The organism is Microbacterium sp. CIAB417, assembly GCF_022788845.1.
In genome coordinates, this window is sequence record NZ_JAHZUT010000016.1 from 35,672 (window position 1) to 51,256 (window position 15,585).

The 15,585-nt window shown below is 69.4% G+C and carries 18 protein-coding genes; 5 read left to right on the forward strand and 13 right to left on the reverse strand.

The window, feature by feature from the left end; translation table 11 throughout:
• Positions 1 to 5 precede the first annotated feature (5 nt).
• From ccsB to KYX17_RS30740, 5 genes are read right to left on the reverse strand one after another with little or no spacing between them, the layout of a single operon-like run.
• Positions 6 to 983, reverse strand: coding sequence for a c-type cytochrome biogenesis protein CcsB (gene ccsB / locus KYX17_RS30720; RefSeq protein ID WP_243233426.1), 978 nt, complete (start codon positions 981 to 983; stop codon positions 6 to 8).
• A 4-nt stretch (positions 984 to 987) separates the two neighbouring features.
• The gene (locus tag KYX17_RS30725; protein WP_308220993.1) at positions 988 to 2,712 is read right to left on the reverse strand and encodes a cytochrome c biogenesis protein ResB; all 1,725 of its coding nucleotides are present in this window, start codon (positions 2,710 to 2,712) and stop codon (positions 988 to 990) included.
• A gap of 19 nt (positions 2,713 to 2,731) precedes the next feature.
• Positions 2,732 to 3,484 (reverse strand): cytochrome c biogenesis CcdA family protein, encoded by a 753-nt coding sequence (locus KYX17_RS30730; protein WP_243233437.1) that lies wholly within the window; start codon positions 3,482 to 3,484, stop codon positions 2,732 to 2,734.
• Entirely contained in the window at positions 3,481 to 4,128 is a 648-nt protein-coding gene (locus KYX17_RS30735; protein WP_243233440.1) for a TlpA disulfide reductase family protein, read from the reverse strand. Before KYX17_RS30735 ends, KYX17_RS30730 begins: the two co-directional genes overlap by 4 nt.
• A gap of 53 nt (positions 4,129 to 4,181) precedes the next feature.
• The gene (locus tag KYX17_RS30740) at positions 4,182 to 4,586 is read right to left on the reverse strand and encodes a MerR family transcriptional regulator (RefSeq protein WP_243233443.1); all 405 of its coding nucleotides are present in this window, start codon (positions 4,584 to 4,586) and stop codon (positions 4,182 to 4,184) included.
• Positions 4,587 to 4,639: 53 nt separating this feature from the next.
• Between KYX17_RS30740 and KYX17_RS30745 the strand changes: the two genes are divergently transcribed.
• On the forward strand, positions 4,640 to 5,542 hold the full coding sequence (locus KYX17_RS30745) for an NAD(P)/FAD-dependent oxidoreductase (RefSeq protein WP_243233445.1): 903 nt from the start codon (positions 4,640 to 4,642) through the stop codon (positions 5,540 to 5,542).
• 16 nt (positions 5,543 to 5,558) lie between these two features.
• On the opposite strand, the gene KYX17_RS30750 is transcribed toward KYX17_RS30745, so the two are convergent.
• Together KYX17_RS30750 and KYX17_RS30755 are read right to left on the reverse strand one after the other, a co-directional pair.
• Positions 5,559 to 6,182: a histidine phosphatase family protein gene (locus KYX17_RS30750; protein WP_243233448.1), complete on the reverse strand. Its 624-nt coding sequence runs from the start codon at positions 6,180 to 6,182 to the stop codon at positions 5,559 to 5,561.
• 4 nt (positions 6,183 to 6,186) lie between these two features.
• Positions 6,187 to 6,552 carry a DUF5684 domain-containing protein gene (locus KYX17_RS30755; RefSeq protein ID WP_243233450.1) on the reverse strand — a complete coding sequence of 122 codons (366 nt, stop codon included), beginning with the start codon at positions 6,550 to 6,552 and terminating at the stop codon, positions 6,187 to 6,189.
• Positions 6,553 to 6,643: 91 nt separating this feature from the next.
• Here KYX17_RS30755 and aspS point away from each other — a divergent pair, with 91 nt between their 5' ends.
• From aspS to KYX17_RS30775, 4 genes are all read left to right on the forward strand, one after another.
• On the forward strand, positions 6,644 to 8,425 hold the full coding sequence (aspS, locus tag KYX17_RS30760; protein WP_243233452.1) for an aspartate--tRNA ligase: 1,782 nt from the start codon (positions 6,644 to 6,646) through the stop codon (positions 8,423 to 8,425).
• A gap of 226 nt (positions 8,426 to 8,651) precedes the next feature.
• The gene (locus KYX17_RS30765) at positions 8,652 to 8,834 is read left to right on the forward strand and encodes a YegP family protein (protein ID WP_243233454.1); all 183 of its coding nucleotides are present in this window, start codon (positions 8,652 to 8,654) and stop codon (positions 8,832 to 8,834) included.
• Positions 8,835 to 9,049: 215 nt separating this feature from the next.
• The gene (locus tag KYX17_RS30770; protein WP_374209009.1) at positions 9,050 to 11,077 is read left to right on the forward strand and encodes an aldo/keto reductase; all 2,028 of its coding nucleotides are present in this window, start codon (positions 9,050 to 9,052) and stop codon (positions 11,075 to 11,077) included.
• Positions 11,056 to 12,081 carry a LacI family DNA-binding transcriptional regulator gene (locus KYX17_RS30775; protein WP_243233458.1) on the forward strand — a complete coding sequence of 342 codons (1,026 nt, stop codon included), beginning with the start codon at positions 11,056 to 11,058 and terminating at the stop codon, positions 12,079 to 12,081. The genes KYX17_RS30770 and KYX17_RS30775 overlap by 22 nt, the downstream gene beginning before the upstream one ends.
• Before the next feature lie 15 nt (positions 12,082 to 12,096).
• Here the strand turns inward: KYX17_RS30775 and KYX17_RS30780 are convergent, their stop codons facing one another.
• The 6 genes from KYX17_RS30780 to KYX17_RS30805 form a co-directional block, all read right to left on the reverse strand.
• Positions 12,097 to 12,852: an amino acid ABC transporter ATP-binding protein gene (locus KYX17_RS30780; protein ID WP_243233460.1), complete on the reverse strand. Its 756-nt coding sequence runs from the start codon at positions 12,850 to 12,852 to the stop codon at positions 12,097 to 12,099.
• On the reverse strand, positions 12,849 to 13,634 hold the full coding sequence (locus KYX17_RS30785; RefSeq protein ID WP_243233461.1) for an amino acid ABC transporter permease: 786 nt from the start codon (positions 13,632 to 13,634) through the stop codon (positions 12,849 to 12,851). Before KYX17_RS30785 ends, KYX17_RS30780 begins: the two co-directional genes overlap by 4 nt.
• Positions 13,635 to 13,671: 37 nt before the next feature.
• Positions 13,672 to 14,493: a basic amino acid ABC transporter substrate-binding protein gene (locus KYX17_RS30790; RefSeq protein WP_243233469.1), complete on the reverse strand. Its 822-nt coding sequence runs from the start codon at positions 14,491 to 14,493 to the stop codon at positions 13,672 to 13,674.
• Positions 14,494 to 14,643: 150 nt separating this feature from the next.
• Complete coding sequence (locus KYX17_RS30795; RefSeq protein ID WP_243233470.1) at positions 14,644 to 14,946, reverse strand: Dabb family protein; 303 nt, start codon at positions 14,944 to 14,946, stop codon at positions 14,644 to 14,646.
• Positions 14,943 to 15,200, reverse strand: coding sequence for a glutaredoxin family protein (locus KYX17_RS30800; RefSeq protein ID WP_243233472.1), 258 nt, complete (start codon positions 15,198 to 15,200; stop codon positions 14,943 to 14,945). Before KYX17_RS30800 ends, KYX17_RS30795 begins: the two co-directional genes overlap by 4 nt.
• Positions 15,197 to 15,499, reverse strand: coding sequence for a rhodanese-like domain-containing protein (locus KYX17_RS30805; protein WP_243233473.1), 303 nt, complete (start codon positions 15,497 to 15,499; stop codon positions 15,197 to 15,199). The genes KYX17_RS30800 and KYX17_RS30805 overlap by 4 nt, the downstream gene beginning before the upstream one ends.
• Positions 15,500 to 15,585 lie beyond the last annotated feature (86 nt).

Sequence of the window (15,585 nt, forward strand, 5' to 3'; positions counted from 1 at the left end):
GAAGATCAGCTCAGACCGGAGTAGGCGTGCAGACCCTTGAAGAACACGTTCACGACGGTGAAGTTGAAGATCACGGCGGCGAACCCGGTGATCGACAGCCACGCCGACGGGTTCCCGCGCCATCCCCGGGTCGCGCGAGCGTGGATGTACCCGGCGTACAGCACCCAGATGATGAACGTCCAGGTCTCCTTCACGTCGAAGCCCCAGTACCGACCCCACGCGTCCTGCGCCCAGATGGCGCCGGCGATCAGCGTGAAGGTCCAGAAGATGAAGCCGACGATCGCGAAGCGGTACGCGAGGGCCTCCAGGCGTTCGGCGGTCGGCAGCGTCGCGAGGAAGCGTGCTCCGGTCTTCTCGGCCTGCTCCGCGATCTTGCGCTCCCGTCGTGCCTGCAACAGCTGCAGCACGGACAAGGAGCAGGCCAGCGCCAGGAACGCGGTGGCCAGGGACGCGACGAACACGTGGATGACGAGCCACACGCTCTTGAGCGGATCCATGAGCGGCACGACCTCGACGTAGAAGTTCGTGGACGCCAGGCCCAGCAGGACGACGACGAGGCCGATGATGAACGTGCCGAGGTAGCGCAGGTCGACGCGCGTCAGCACGACCAGGTACACGAGGACGATGAGCGCGGTCCCGATCATCGCGAACTCGTACAGGTTCGCCCACGGGACGCGCGCGGCCGCGACGCCGCGCAGCACGAGAGCTGCGACGTGGAAGACGAACGCGAGCACCGTCAGCGCAGTGCCGATGCGCGCCATGACGTGGCGCGGCTTCTTGGGCGCCTCGGAGCCGGATGCCACGGCCGCCGCGTCCGCGGCCGAGCCGCCCGATCCCACCGACACGAGCTCGCGCTCGGCGCGGGCATCCGCCGTCGCCGCCGAGCGGCTCGCGAGATCGAACGCATAGGCGACGAAGGCCCCGGCGTAGATCGCGATGGCCGTCCAGATGCACAGCAGCGAGTAGTCGTCCAGCGCTTCCATGGTGTCAGTCTACTTTCGGGTCGTCGGTCGGAGCAGGGGCGGCCTGCTGTGCACGCCGGTTCGGGGCGTCGAGCAGCCGGGCGTGCCCGGCGGCCAGGTCGTCCACGGCTGCGGCGAGCGTGGGGTCCTCGCCGCGCGCGAGCCCGGCGTACTCCAGGTGCACGGTGTCGGTAGCGGCGGTCGCCTTCACCCACATCCGCCGTCGCGGGACGAACAGTGCGAGACCGAGGCCGCCGAGCGCGAGCAGCGCGAACACGAGCACCCACACGGCAGAGGCGTCGTGATGGATCTGCAGCGAGGCGAACCGCTTGACGGACTGGGTGAAGTCGCCTTCCGCCGTCCCCTCCGGGGACTCGTCCTCGAAGGTCACGGTGCCGAGCCCGTTGGGCAGGTCGGCGGTCTCGCCCGGCTGGAGCTCGAGGGATTCGACTCCCGAGTCCCCGCCGGCGATCTCGGTGAGATCCGTCGTGTCCAGCACATAGACCGACCTCGGGGTGCCGTCGTCGATCCCCAGATCGCCCTGATACACGCGCAGGGTCAGCAGCGGCGCGTACGTGTCTCCGTAGATGGAGGTATAGGCGCCGGAGTCGAGCTTCGCCTGGGTCGGATAGAAGAACCCGAGCATGCCCAGCTGCTCCGGCATGCCGTCGGTCACCTTCACGACGCCGAGGGAGGTCATGTTGTTGTCCTGTGGCAGGAACTCCACCGAGTCGCGGAACACCACGGTGCCCTCGGCGTTGCGGACGGTGATGGTGGGCGCGTAGCCGTTGCCGAGCAGGTAGACCTTGTCGCCGGCGATGTCGAGCGGGTGGTTCACCTGCACGGCGCCCTCCCACTCGGAGCCGTCCGTGTCGCGCACGGACACGTTGGCCGAGAAGTCCCCCGCCTGCCCCGACGCCTTCGAGCCGAACTCCTGATATGTGACGTCGAAGGAGTCCAGCGTCATGGCGTACGGCGCGAGGGCGTCGTCGCCGACGAAGCGACCCCGATTCATCGAGTTGTAGTCGACCAGGGAGTTGACGAAGGTCTCCCCTTCGACGACGACCTTCTGCCCGGTGTACGCGAACCCGCCGCCGACCCCGACGGTGACGAGCACGCCGACCAGCGCGAGGTGGAACAGCAGGTTCCCCGTCTCCCGCCAGTACCCGCGCTCCGCGGACACCGAGAACGTCCTGCCCTTGTCGTAGCGCTCGACGCGATAGCCGAGCGCCTTGAGCTGCTTCTGCGCGACGTCGGCCGCACGGGATGCCTCGGCCGAGGCATCCTCGCCGTCCGCGACCTCGCGGTCGGTCTCCACGTGATCGGCCAGGCGCGCGAGACGCGCCGGCGTCCGCGGCGGGCGGGTCCGCAGCGCCTTCGCGTGATGCTTGATGCGCGGGATGACGCATCCCACGAGCGAGGTGAACAGCAGCAGGTAGATGGCCGAGAACCACGGCGACAGGTAGACGTCGAACATGCTCAGCGCGTCGAGCACCGGGAACAGATCCGGGTTGTCCGCCTCCCACTGCGTCACGCCGTTGGGGTCGGCCATGCGCTGCGGGAAGACCGACCCGGGGATGGCGGCGATCGCCAGGATCAGCAGCAGCACGAGCGCTGTGCGCATCGAGGTGAGCTGACGCCAGCCCCAGCGCAGCCACCCGACGAAGCCCAGCCGGGGCTGCGTGATGCCGTCATCGACGGCGTCGACGTGGTCAGAGGGGCGCAACGGGTCGGCGGACTCGGGGCTCACGGCATCCTTCTTGATCGAACTAGAGCGGGAGGACGACACTCGCCATCACCGCCTGCAGGCGGGACATGATGTCGGTCCAGATTCCGGTGACCATCAGCACACCGAGCACGATGAGCAGCACGCCGCCGATGATGTTCACGGTGCGGATGTGACGGCGCAGGAAGCCGATCGCGCGCGCGGCCCAGCCGAAGCCGAGAGCGACGAGAACGAACGGGATGCCCAGGCCGAGGGAGTACGCCACGCCCAGGAGGGCGGCGCGCCACGGATCGCCGACCTGCCAGGACAGTGACACGATCGCGGCGAGCGTGGGTCCCATGCAGGGCGCCCAGCCGATGCCGAGCGCGATGCCCAGCAGCGGCGCGCCGATCAGGCCGGACCTGGAGTCGACGTGGAAGCGGAACTCGCGCTGCGCGAAGCCGAAGAGCCCGAGGAACACCAGCCCCATGAGGATGATGACCACGCCGAGGATGCGCGTGACCAGCTCGCCCCACCGGACGAAGAAGTGCCCGGTCGCGCCGCCCAGGATCGTCCAGGCGACGAACACGATCGTGAAGCCGAGGATGAACAGGAGCACGCCCAGCAGGAGCCGGCCCTTCCCGTTCGACTGCGCGCCTGCGCCGCCCCGGGGAGCGACCGCGCCGCCGAGGAAGCCGAGATAGCCGGGCACGAGCGGCAGCACGCAGGGCGAGAGGAACGACACGAGTCCGGCGAGCATCGCGACCGGGATCGCGAGGAGCAGACTGCCGTCGCCGATCAGCGTCTGGACGTTCACGCGCTCTCCGCGAGCGCGTCCTTGACCAGCGTCGACAGGATCGACGCGCTCTCCAGCTGTCCGATGATGCGGGCGGCGACTCGGCCCTGCTTGTCGAGCACGAGCGTCGTCGGCGTCGCCTGGATCGGCGTGGCGCCGGCGAAGGCGAGCTTGGCCTCTCCGGTCTTCGCGTCCATCAGGCTCGGGTAGGTGACGCCGTAGGTCTCGGCGAACGCCTTGGCGGTGTCGGCCTCGTCGAACGTGTTGACGCCGACGAACGACACGCCGTCGTCCTGGAAGTCCTGCCACACGGCCTCGAGCTCAGGCGCCTCGACCCGGCACGGCGCGCAGCCCGCGTACCAGAAGTTCACGACCGCGACGTCGCCGGCGATGTCGGCGCTGTCGAACTGCTCGCCGTCCTCGGTCACGCCGCCGAACTCGACGGGCTCGCCGCGATCCTCCGGCGCGATCTCGACGACGGTGAATCCGTCGGCGGCGATGTAGCCCTTGTCCTCACCGTTCAGGTACTGCTCGGCGACGGGATCGGGAGCGCACGCGGTCACGCCGACGACGAGCGCCGCGGCGAGCGCGACTCCGAGCATTCCGCGCAAGCGGGATCGGGAGGGCTGGCCGGCGCGGTCGGAGAGAACCGTGTGATCGGGCACGGGCCCCAGTCTACGTGGCGGATTCTATGGGTACTCTGAGCCTTCTGCCAGCCTCACAGCCGTGCCAGGACGTCCTCGACGCCGGCGCGGAAGTTCGGACACATCGTGATGTCGTGAGCGCGGCAGCGCAGCGCGTGCTCGGTCATCTCGCGCGACCGGCGCATCTCCTCCATGCGCCGGTCGAGGTCGTCCAGATGCGCGTGCAGCACCTCGTGACGGCCGGAACGGCCGTCGTCCAGCAGGACGCCGATCTGCTCGAGGCTCATCCCGGCGGCCTTGCTGCGCTGGATGATCGCGATGCGCACCACCTCGTCCTCGCCGTATCTCCGGCGCCCCGCCGCATCCCGATCGGGTCGGAGCAGCCCGACGCTCTCCCAGTGCCGGAGGACGTTCGTCGGCAGACCGAAGCGCTCGGCGACGTCTCCGACGGACCAGGGATGATTCGCGCTTGACTTCATGTTGACATGAAGTCACAGACTGTTCGCGAACGCAAGATCAGGATGGAGACACCATGTACGACGTGATCGTGATCGGAGCCGGCCCCGCCGGCCTGCAGGCCGCGCTCAGCCTCGGCCGGATGCACCGCTCGACCCTGCTGCTCGACTCCGGCGAGTACCGCAACGGCCCCGTGGCGCACATGCACAACGTGATCGGCAACGACGGCACGCCGCCCGCCGACTTCCGGGCGAAGGCACGCGCCCAACTGGGTGCGTACGCCGACGTCCGCGTGCGAGATGTGGCGGTGGAGCGCATCGAGGGCGAGGTGGACGATTTCACCGTCGCCCTCGCCGACGGCACGTCGGAGCGCGCGCGGCGCATCGTGCTCGCCACTGGCGTCGCGGACGACCTCCCCGCCGTGCCCGGCCTCGATGCGCTGTGGGGACGACGCGCGTTCACCTGCCCGTTCTGCGACGGCCACGAGTTCAGCGACGCGAGCATCGGCATCCTCGGCGCGAGCGACCGGACCGCCCACCTGATCGGGATGCTCGCTCCCATCGTCGGCGAGATCACCGTCTTCGGTGTCGGCGAGGCCCCCGACCCGGCCGTGGTGGGCCAGCTGGAGCGAGCCTCCGTGCGCGTGCACCCCGTGCCGGTCGAGCGCGTCGAGGACGATGGAGTCCAGGTCGTGGTCCGCACCGCTGATGGAGACATCGCGGTCGCCGGGCTCTTCGTCGCTGCAGGGTCCATCCGGCAGCGGGCGCCGTTCGCCGAGCAGCTCGGGCTGCAGGTGCTGCCGTCCGGTGCGATCGAGATCGACGAGTTCGGGCGCACCTCCGTCCCCGGTGTGAGCGCGGCGGGCGACCTCGCCCACCGCGCGACGCTGCCGGGGGTGGTGGCGTCAGTCGTCATGGCGGCCGCTGCCGGGCAGATGGCGGCCGCTGTGCTCGTCCAGGAGCTGGCCGCGGAGCACTGACCGCGAGGGTAAGCGCTCAGACAGCGCCGAGGTCCACCCCGCCCGACGCGGGCTCGGCGTAGTCGACCTCGCGCCACACGTCGCCCACGCGCTCGAAGGACGTCACGCTGGAGAGGGAGCACCGTCGGGTCCGCGGGTCGTGGCGCAGCGGGAGACCGGCGACCGACAGGTGCGTGATCCAGATGGGCGCCTGGTGCGAGACGAAGACGATGTCCCCGGCATCCGTCTCGTGCCAGGCGTCGTCCATGGCCTGACGCATGCGTGCCGCGATCAGGGCGTAGGGTTCGCCCCAGCTCGGCGTCGAGGGGCTGCGCAGGTGCCACCAGTTGCGCGGGTCGCGCAGTGCGCGACGCATCCTGGTGCCCTCGAACACGTTCGTGGGCTCGATGATCCGCTCGTCGATCTCGGCCGCGAGTCCCGTCAGCTCGGTGAAGGGCTCGGCCGATTCGCGGGCGCGCTGCAGGGGCGAGCAGCGCACTTCTGCGAGCGTGTGCCCGAGTCCGATCACGTACTCCGCCGCAGCACGTGCCATCCCCCGTCCCGCTTCACTCAGACGGAAGTTCGGCAGCCGACCGTAGAGCACGCGATCGGGATTGTGCACCTCGCCGTGGCGGACGAGGTGCAGACGCTCGGCAGGCACCCGGTCACACCCGCCGGTACTCGGCGGATCCGAAGCCGATGATCAGATGACCGATGTAAGGGAAGAGCCAGAGGAGGAAGAACGAGAACGCCCCGCCCTTGCCGAAGTTGGCACCCTCCTTGAACGCGACCACGAGCGCGAACACGACGTTCACGAGCGGGATCAGATAGAGCAGCGCCAACCAGCCGGACATCCCGGCGATCTTGACCAGGAAGATCCAGTTGACGATAGGGATCAGCGCGAGGATGCCGGGATAGCCGGCCTTCGCGAAGACCTTCCACATCGTCACCGCGTACAGGACGTACAGAACGACGCCGAGCAGCACCGAACTGGTCGAGAAGAGCTGTTCGGTGATCAGGTTGGAGTCCATGGCCGCGAGTCTAGCGAGCGGGCTCTCTCGGAGCGTGAACCCTCCCCCGTAGAATAGCCAGGTTCCCTTTTCCGAACTGGAGGAATCTTCCGTGCTTCGCACTCACACGACCGGCTCTCTGCGAGCCGAGCACATCGGTCAGACCGTCACCCTCACGGGTTGGGTCGATCGTCGTCGTGATCACGGAGGAGTCGCGTTCATCGATCTCCGGGATGCCTCCGGCATCGCCCAGGTGGTCATCCGCGACGAGGAGACCGCGCATCCGCTGCGCAGCGAGTTCGTCCTGAAGGTCACCGGCACCGTGTCCGCGCGTCCGGCCGGAAACGAGAACCCGAACCTGCCCACCGGGGAGATCGAGGTCATCGCATCCGAGGTCGTCGTCCTCAACGAGTCCGCCCCGCTGCCGTTCCAGGTCTCCACCGGCCTCGAAGGCGGCGACCCGATCGGCGAGGACGTCCGGTTCAAGTACCGCTACCTGGACCTGCGCCGTCCGCAGCCGGCATCCGTCATGCGCCTGCGCTCGCAGGTGTACAAGGCGATCCGCGACGTGCTCCACGAGCGCGAGTTCACGGAGATCGAGACGCCCACGCTCACCCGCTCCACTCCCGAGGGTGCCCGCGACTTCGTCGTGCCCGCACGCCTGCACCCCGGCAGCTGGTACGCCCTGCCGCAGTCGCCGCAGCTGTTCAAGCAGCTGCTCATGGTCGGCGGCGTGGAGAAGTACTTCCAGATCGCGCGCTGTTACCGCGACGAGGACTTCCGCGCCGACCGCCAGCCGGAGTTCACGCAGCTCGACATCGAGATGGCCTTCGTCGACCAGGAGGACGTCATCGAGATGATGGAGGCCGTCATCACCGCGATGTGGGCCACCATCGGCGTCGAGGTGCCGACTCCCCTTCCGCGCATCACCTACGCCGACGCCATGGCGAAGTACGGCTCGGACAAGCCCGACCTGCGCTTCGGCCTCGAGCTCGTCGAGGCGACCTCGTACTTCTCGGAGACGCCCTTCCGCGTCTTCCAGTCCGAGTACGTCGGCGCCGTGCTGATGCCGGGCGGCGCCTCGCAGCCGCGCAAGGTGCTGGATGCCTGGCAGGACTGGGCCAAGCAGCGCGGCGCCCGGGGTCTCGCATACGTCTTGTTCAACGAGGACGGCACCCTCGGCGGCCCCGTGGCGAAGAACCTCTCGGAGGCCGAGCAGGCCGGGCTCGCCGAGCTGGTGGGAGCGGCACCCGGCGACTGCGCGTTCTTCGCCGCCGGTTCCGCCAAGGACAGCCGCGCTCTCCTCGGAGCGGCGCGCGTCGAGATCGGTCGTCGTCTGGGCCTGCTCGACCCCGACACGTTCGCCTTCACCTGGGTGGTCGACGCCCCGATGTTCGAGCCGGCCGCGGACGCCGTGGCATCCGGCGACGTGGCGGTCGGCGCCGGCGCCTGGACGGCCGTGCACCACGCCTTCACCGGCCCGAAACCCGAGTTCGAGGACACCTTCGACTCCGACCCCGGTTCGGCGCTCGCCTACGCGTACGACATCGTCTGCAACGGCTCCGAACTCGGCGGCGGCTCCATCCGCATCCACCGCGAGGATGTCCAGAAGCGGGTGTTCGAGGTCATGGGAATCAGCGAGGAGCAGGCGGACGAGCAGTTCGGCTTCCTGCTGGACGCGTTCAAGTTCGGCGCACCGCCGCACGGCGGCATCGCGCTGGGCCTGGACCGCGTGCTGCAGCACCTGTCCAAGACCGAGTCGATCCGCGAGGTCATCGCGTTCCCGAAGACCGGCAACGGGTTCGACCCGCTCACCGCTGCGCCCGCTCCCATCACCGACCAGCAGCGCGCTGAGGCCGGCGTCGACTTCGTCCCCGAGGATGCCGAGGCCTGACGCACGTCATCCCCTCTCGGTCCCTCGACGGATCCCCGTCACGAGTGACCTCTCCCTGTTGACGAGACCTCTCCGCATTCACGCGAATGCGGGGAGGTCTCGTCACGCAGGCGGGGTCTCGAGGGGCGGATCGGCCGGGGATCCGACGCTTCCGCTCGGATGCGGGCGTCGATAGCGTGTGATCCGGGGGCACTCCGTCCCCGATCGTTCAGGGGAAGGATGCCGCATGGCAGGCACGTTCGAGGTGTTCCAGGACAAGGGCGGCGACTACCGGTTCCGCCTCAAGGCGGGCAACGGCGAGGTCATCGCGACCGGCCAGGGATACTCGTCCAAGGCGAGTGCACTCGGCGGGATCGACTCGGTGCGGCGCAACGCCGCGGATGCCGAGGTCGTCGAAGTCGAGAGCTGACGCTCGCTCGAGACCCCGCCTTACCTGCGAGACCCCGTCGTATCCGCGTGGATACGACGGGGTCTCGTCATTCCGGAGAGGTCTCTCCGTCGCTCGGGAGAGATCTCGGAGGTGAGAACCGAGCGTGTGAACGTTCACGACGGGCTTGACGATCAAGGGATACGGGGCTAGCGTGACAGGACCGTGAGCGTTCACGGTCCCGGCTCGAAAGGACAATGGTGACCCCTCAGCTCCCCGTCGAAGAGACGCATACCCGCACCGGCGGATGGGCCGTGCTCGGCCCCGGCGGCATCGCGCGGCGATTCCTGACCGGCATCGGTTCGGGCGACGGACGGATCGTCGCGGTCGGCAGTTCGGATGCCGCTCGTGCCCGCTCGTTCGCGGACGAAGCCGAGCAGCAGGGCGCTGAGGAGGTGACCGCCGGGGACTACACCCAGGCCCTGGCGGACCCGCGCGTGGACGCGGTCTACGTCTCCACCGTCCACACGTCGCACCCCGCACTCGCGATCGCGGCGATCTCCGCCGGCAAGGCGGTGCTGTGCGAGAAGCCGCTCGCCGTCAACCACGGCACGGCCATGGCGATGGTGGACGCAGCCCGCCAGGCCGGCGTGCCGCTCGTCGAGGCCTACATGTACCGTTTCCACCCGCAGACGCGCGCCGTGCTGGATCTCGTGCGCGAGGGCGCCATCGGCCGGGTCCTCCACATCGACGCGTCGTTCGCGTTCCGCGTCGGTGAACGCCGCGGACGCCTCCTCGATCCGGGGGTCGCCGGCGGAGGCATCCTCGATGTCGGCGGGTACACCGTGACGATGGCCGCCGCCGTCGTCGACGCGGCCGACGGCGTGCACGCCTCCGAGCCGGTCGAGCTGACGGCTGACGGGTCGATCGGGCCGACCGGTGTCGACGAGTGGACGGTGGCGAGGGCCACCTATCGCAGCGGCATCACCGCGACGCTCACGACCGGTGTCATGGTCCCGGCGCCCAACACGGTGACGATCCTCGGCGAGCGGGGCAGCATCCGCGTCGCCGAGCCCTGGGTGCCGGTCGGCGCCACCGAGATCGAACTCGCGACGACCGACGGCGTGCAGACGATCGTGATCGACGAGGCCGACGCCTACGCCCTCGAGGCGGAGGCGACTCTGGCCGCGCTGCGCGAGGGTCGCCTCGATGTCCCGGAGATGACGACGGCCGAGACGCTGGCCACCGCGCGCGCACTGGACCGCTGGCGCGCCGCCGTCGGGCTGCGCTACCCGTTCGAGGCCGAGGACGCCGACATCCCCCCGGTGCGCGGTGCGTTCGTCCCGGGCGGCGACACCCGTGACGGCGAGATGCGGTACGGGGAGATCCCCGGGGTCGGCAAACCGGTATCGCGGCTCGTGATGGGCGTCGACAACCAGCCGGACCTCGCGCACGCATCGGCGATCTTCGACGTCTACGCCGAGCGCGGCGGCAACGTGTTCGACACCGCGTACATCTACGGCGACGGCGAGCTGGAGAAGCGCCTGGGCCGGTGGATCGCGAACCGCGGCGTCCGCGAGGACGTCGTGGTGATCACGAAGGGCGGGCACACACCGTACTGCGATCCGGAATCCGTCTCGCGCCAGCTGCTCGAGAGCCTCGAGCGGCAGGGCACGGACTACGCGGACATCTACATGCTCCACCGGGACAACCCGGAGGTTCCCGTCGGCGAGTTCGTCGACGTACTCGACGAGCACGCGCGCGCCGGGCGCATCCGCGTGTTCGGGGGATCGAACTGGACGCCCGCGCGCATCGACGAGGCGAACGCCTACGCCAGGGCGAACGGACGGCAGGGATTCGGGGTCGTGAGCGACCACTTCGGACTCGCCGAGGCCTACGACGTGCCATGGGAGGGGTGCGTCCACGTGACCGACGAGGCCTCGAAGCGCTGGCTCGAGGACCGGCAGCTGCCTCTCCTGCCGTGGTCGTCGCAGGCGCGCGGGTTCTTCGCCGGCCGCGCCCGCCCGGAGGACCTCAGCGACCCGGAGCTCGTGCGCTGCTACTACAGCGACGAGAACTTCGAGCGTCTCCGCCGCGCGGAGCGTCTCGGGGCCGAGCGCGGCGTGCCCACGACGGCGATCGCGCTGGCCTACGTGCTCGCGCAGCCGTTCCCGACGTTCCCCCTCTTCGGACCCCGTACGATCGAGGAGACCCGCTCGTCGATGCGGGGACTCACCGTCGATCTCACGCCCGAAGAGGTGGCATGGCTGAATCTGCGCAGCTGACCGGCGCGGGTGACCCCGCGGCGCCCGCCGCGCGCCGGCGCGCGACCATCCTCGATGTCGCCGCCGCGGCGGGCGTGTCCCGGCAGACGGTCACGCGCGCGATCAACGACATGCCGGGCATCAGCGCCGACACCAAGAAGCGGGTGCTCGACGCCGCCGGAGCCCTCTCGTACCGGCCGTCCCGGTTCGGCCGCGGGCTGGTCACCGGCGGCGATCGCCAGCTCGGGCTCGTCGTGAACGACCTGCGCAACCCGTATTCGCCCGAGTTGGCCGCGGCCGTCGTGCGCCGCGCCGCCGACGAGGGATGGAGCGTCTCGCTGGTCGACATCGGCCTCGCCGGAGCCGCGGACCGCCTGCTGCGTTCGCTGCACGCCCAGGCGGACGTCGTGGTCGGCTACCTCGGCACGTGGGCTTCCGCGTGGGAGAGCCGGTTCGGCGCGACGCCGCTCGTCCTCCTCGACGCCGGAGAGGACATCGCGCATGCCGGAGTCGACCTCGACCCGATCGCGGCGATCGACGACCTCGCCGCACACCTCGTCGCACTCGGCACGCGCCGACCGGTCGTGTTGGACGCTTCCGAACCCCCGATGCCGAGCAGGCGCGGCATCGCGATGGTCGAGGCCTTCGAACGACGGGGCCTCTCCCCCGAGGTGGTCCATGCGTCCGTTCCGACGCCGGAGCACGCCTCCGCCGTCGCCGCGCAGGTGATCCGCCGCACGACGCGCCCCGATGCGATCCTGGCGTTCAACGACCTGATGGCGCTCGGCGTGCTGTCGGCGTGCCGTCACGCGGGGCTCGACGTCCCCGGCGACATCCGGGTCGCCGGCGTGGACGGTCTCACGGTCGGCACGCTCGTCGCTCCCACCCTCACGACCCTCGCGGTGGACTTCGACGAGGTCGCCCGCCATGCGCTCGAACTCGCCGTCGCGTTCGGCGAAGGAGACGGCGACGTCGGCCCGCACCGCGTCGTGCCGCATCGCCTCGTTCTGCGCGAATCGGCGTAGCCGCGCCCGCCGCGCCTACAGCACGCGGGAGAGGAAGTCCTTCGTGCGCTGATGCTGCGGGTCCGCGAGCACGGCGCGCGGGTCGCCCTCCTCGACGATGCGACCGCCGTCCATGAAGATCAGCCTCGACCCGACCTCTCGCGCGAAGCCCATCTCGTGGGTGACGACGAGCATCGTCATGCCCTCGTCGGCGAGAGACCGCATGACCTGCAGCACCTCACCCACCAGCTCGGGGTCGAGCGCCGACGTGGGCTCATCGAACAGCATCATGTCGGGGTTCATGCACAGTGCCCTGGCGATCGCGACGCGCTGCTGCTGCCCGCCGGAGAGGTGACCGGGATAGGCGTCGACCTTCTCGGCCAGTCCGACCCGGTCCAGCATCTCGCGGGCGATGGCCTCGGCATCCGTCTTGGATCTCTTCAGCACCCGGCGCTGCGCGAGCGTCAGGTTCCCGAGCACACTCAGATGCGGGAAGAGGTTGAAGCTCTGGAAGACCATGCCGATACGGGTGCGCACCCGGTCGATGTCGACGTCGGGATCGGTGATGTCGATGCCCTCGATCAGGATCGCGCCGTCGGTGGGCTCTTCCAGGAGGTTGACCGAGCGCAGCAGGGTCGACTTGCCCGAGCCGGACGGCCCGATCACGCATACGACCTCGCCGGCGGTCACCGTGAGGTCGATCCCCTTGAGCACCTCGTTGTCGCCGAAGTTCTTCACCAGGCCCCGAGCCTCGATCGCCGGAGCGTGGATGTCGATCAGATCCGTGCTCATCGCTGCCTCGCCAGTCGTCGTTCGAGCCACGCGGCCAGGCGCGTGAGAGGGATGGTCACGAGCAGATACAGCGCCGCCGCGACGACGAGCGCCGTGCCGTTCGCGGTCGCCGTCGAGGTGTCGCGCGCGAAGGTCGTCAGCTCGCGGGTGAGGATCGTCGTCCCCGCGATGTACAGCAGCGAGGTGTCCTTGAGGAGCAGGACGAACTCGTTGGTCAGCGGCGGGATGATGATGCGGAAGCCCTGCGGCAGCACGACCCAGAACATCGTCTTCGTCGGCGACATGCCCAGCGACCGCGATGCCTCGGTCTGACCCTTCGGGACGGCCTGGATTCCGGCGCGGATGACCTCGGCCATGTACGCCGAGGCGACGAGGATCAGTCCGACCAGACCCTGCGCCGCGGCACCGCCGGGGATCTTGATGCCGAGACCGATCGGCAGCATGAACGCCACCGCGAAGATCGTCAGCAGAGCCGGGAGCCCGCGGAACAGCTCGATCCACGCCGTCGCGAACCAGCGGAACGGCAGGATGCTGGAGAGCTTCAGGATCGCCAGCAGGATGCCGAGCAGCGCGCCGCCGACGAATCCGATCACGGTGTACATCAGCGTGTTCACCAGAGCCACCGTGATGATGTCGGGGAACAGGCTCGCCGCGACCTCGGGGTTCAGGAACTGCTTGCTCAGGCGCGGCCAGTCCGTCGCCACGATCGCCCACGCGACCACCGCGATGAAGATCGCGTACATCGCCAAGCGGTAGAGCCGTTGCCGGGTGCGGCGTCTCATCGCCATCGTCGTACCTCGTCGTACTCGTCGGGGGCGGTCACTCGGCGGCGAAGTAGGTGTCGTAGATCTCCTGGTAGGTGCCGTCCTCGCGCAGCTCGGCGAGCGCGCCGTTCACCGCCTCGAGCAGCTCGGGCTTCTCATCCTTCGCGAAGGCGAAGCCGTAGCTCTCCTCGGTGTCGTACTCCTCGACGATCGTGTACGTGTCGTCCGCGCGCACGTGCTCGACGTTGACCGGCAGGTCCTGCAGGATCGCGTCGATCTGCCCGGCCTGCAGCGCGGGCCACAGCTCGCCGTCGGACGGATAGCGGACGATCTCGGTGTCCTCGGGCGCGTTCTCGGTCGTGTACGCCTCGCCCGTGGTGCCCTGCTGGACGCCGACGACCTTTCCGGCGAGGTCGTCGATCGAGGCGATGCCGGAGTCGGCGGGGACCAGCAGCGACTGCAGCGAGTCGTAGTACGGGTCGGAGAAGTCGATGTTGGCCTTGCGCTCCTCGGTGATCGTCATGGCCGAGGCCCCGATGTCGCACGTGCCGGCGACGAGGGTCGTGCCGGACTGCAGCGCGTCGAAGCTCACGTCCTGCACCGCGATGGTGAGGTCGAGCTTCTCGGCGATCGCCGTGAGCAGATCGATGTCGAAGCCGGTGTACCCGCTCTCGGTGCTGTCGTCGAAGTCCTCGAAAGGCGGGTAGGGCACATCGGAGCAGACCGTCAGCACGCCCTCCTGGATCAGTCCGTAGTCCTCGCCGCCGGAGGCGGGGGACTCCGGGTCGGGTGAGGTGCCGCCGGCACAGGCGGTGAGGACGAGGACGGAGGCCGCGGCGAGGGCGACTCCGGAGGCGATGGTGCGACGTCGGGACATGATCGCTCCTGTGTGACGGGGCGAGAACGCCCGCTGACGGGTTGGTGAACACATCTAAACACGTCGCGGCGACGTTGACCGTGGATATTCGCCCGTCACAGGTTACGGTTCGGTTTCATCGGATGTGGAACCCGGTTCCACATCCGATCCTCAGACCTCGAAGTCGACCGCGACCCGGCCCGCCACGACCGAGCGGATGTACCCGGCGACCTCCTCATGCGCGGGATGCACCTGATAGGCCTCGAGAGCGGCGGCATCCGCGAAGTCGGCGACCAGGGTGACATCCCAGTTCGCGTCGGGATACAGGCTGTTCGCACCGGCCGAGATCGACAGCAGCTGCGGGACGACGCCCGCAAGGGCGTTCAGTCGCCGCGCGACCTCGGCGGCCTGGGCGGCTCGCTCGGAGGCATCGTCGCTCGCGAGCTTCCACGTGACGACGTGACGGACGGTCATGCGCTCTCCAGTCTCTCGCGCAGCCGGTCGGGCGACACCCGCCAGTGCGCGTGCAGTTCGCCGTCGACGAGGACGACGGGGATCTTCTCCCACCACAGCTCGTACAGGGCGGGATCGTCGGCGATCGAGGACTCGATGACCTCGATGCGGTCCGCGGTCTCCTCGGGGAGGTCCGCGAGCACCGCGTCGACGACCTCGCGCGCGACGTCGCAGAGGTGGCAGTCGGGCTTGCCGATGAGCGTGAGCGTCGTCACGCTGCGGGGATCTCGATCTCGCGCCCCTGGGCGATCCACTCCCCCGTGCCGCCGTCGACGTTCGTGGCGTCGTAGCCGCGGGACTCGAGCGCCTCGACGACACGGGCGGAGCGGCCGCCCATCTGGCAGATGACGTCGAACGCCTCGCCGGGGAGCTCGCCCAGGCGACCGCCGATCTCGGACATCGGGATGTTGACGGCACCGGGCACGTGGCCGCGGGCGAACTCGTCGCGCTCACGCACGTCGATGAGAGGGGTGCCCGAACGCTCGGCGAGTTCGGCGACGGTGATCGACTTCATGGCTTCCTCGGATCGGTTCTGCGGCAGAGACACAAAGCGCCCCCTGTCGACTCGCTCGAGGAGCTGTCGGGGGCGCTCGTGTCTGG

Bases quoted from the DNA above. Each gene is read 5' to 3' on its own strand.
- ccsB (WP_243233426.1), bottom strand. From the start codon at position 983: ATGGAAGCGCTGGACGACTACTCGCTGCTGTGCATCTGGACGGCCATC.
- KYX17_RS30740 (WP_243233443.1), bottom strand. From the start codon at position 4,586: ATGAAGTCAAGCGCGAATCATCCCTGGTCCGTCGGAGACGTCGCCGAG.
- KYX17_RS30745 (WP_243233445.1), top strand. From the start codon at position 4,640: ATGTACGACGTGATCGTGATCGGAGCCGGCCCCGCCGGCCTGCAGGCC.
- KYX17_RS30755 (WP_243233450.1), bottom strand. From the start codon at position 6,552: ATGGACTCCAACCTGATCACCGAACAGCTCTTCTCGACCAGTTCGGTG.
- KYX17_RS30765 (WP_243233454.1), top strand. From the start codon at position 8,652: ATGGCAGGCACGTTCGAGGTGTTCCAGGACAAGGGCGGCGACTACCGG.
- KYX17_RS30770 (WP_374209009.1), top strand. From the start codon at position 9,050: ATGGTGACCCCTCAGCTCCCCGTCGAAGAGACGCATACCCGCACCGGC.
- KYX17_RS30775 (WP_243233458.1), top strand. From the start codon at position 11,056: ATGGCTGAATCTGCGCAGCTGACCGGCGCGGGTGACCCCGCGGCGCCC.
- KYX17_RS30780 (WP_243233460.1), bottom strand. From the start codon at position 12,852: ATGAGCACGGATCTGATCGACATCCACGCTCCGGCGATCGAGGCTCGG.
- KYX17_RS30785 (WP_243233461.1), bottom strand. From the start codon at position 13,634: ATGAGACGCCGCACCCGGCAACGGCTCTACCGCTTGGCGATGTACGCG.
- KYX17_RS30790 (WP_243233469.1), bottom strand. From the start codon at position 14,493: ATGTCCCGACGTCGCACCATCGCCTCCGGAGTCGCCCTCGCCGCGGCC.
- KYX17_RS30795 (WP_243233470.1), bottom strand. From the start codon at position 14,946: ATGACCGTCCGTCACGTCGTCACGTGGAAGCTCGCGAGCGACGATGCC.
- KYX17_RS30805 (WP_243233473.1), bottom strand. From the start codon at position 15,499: ATGAAGTCGATCACCGTCGCCGAACTCGCCGAGCGTTCGGGCACCCCT.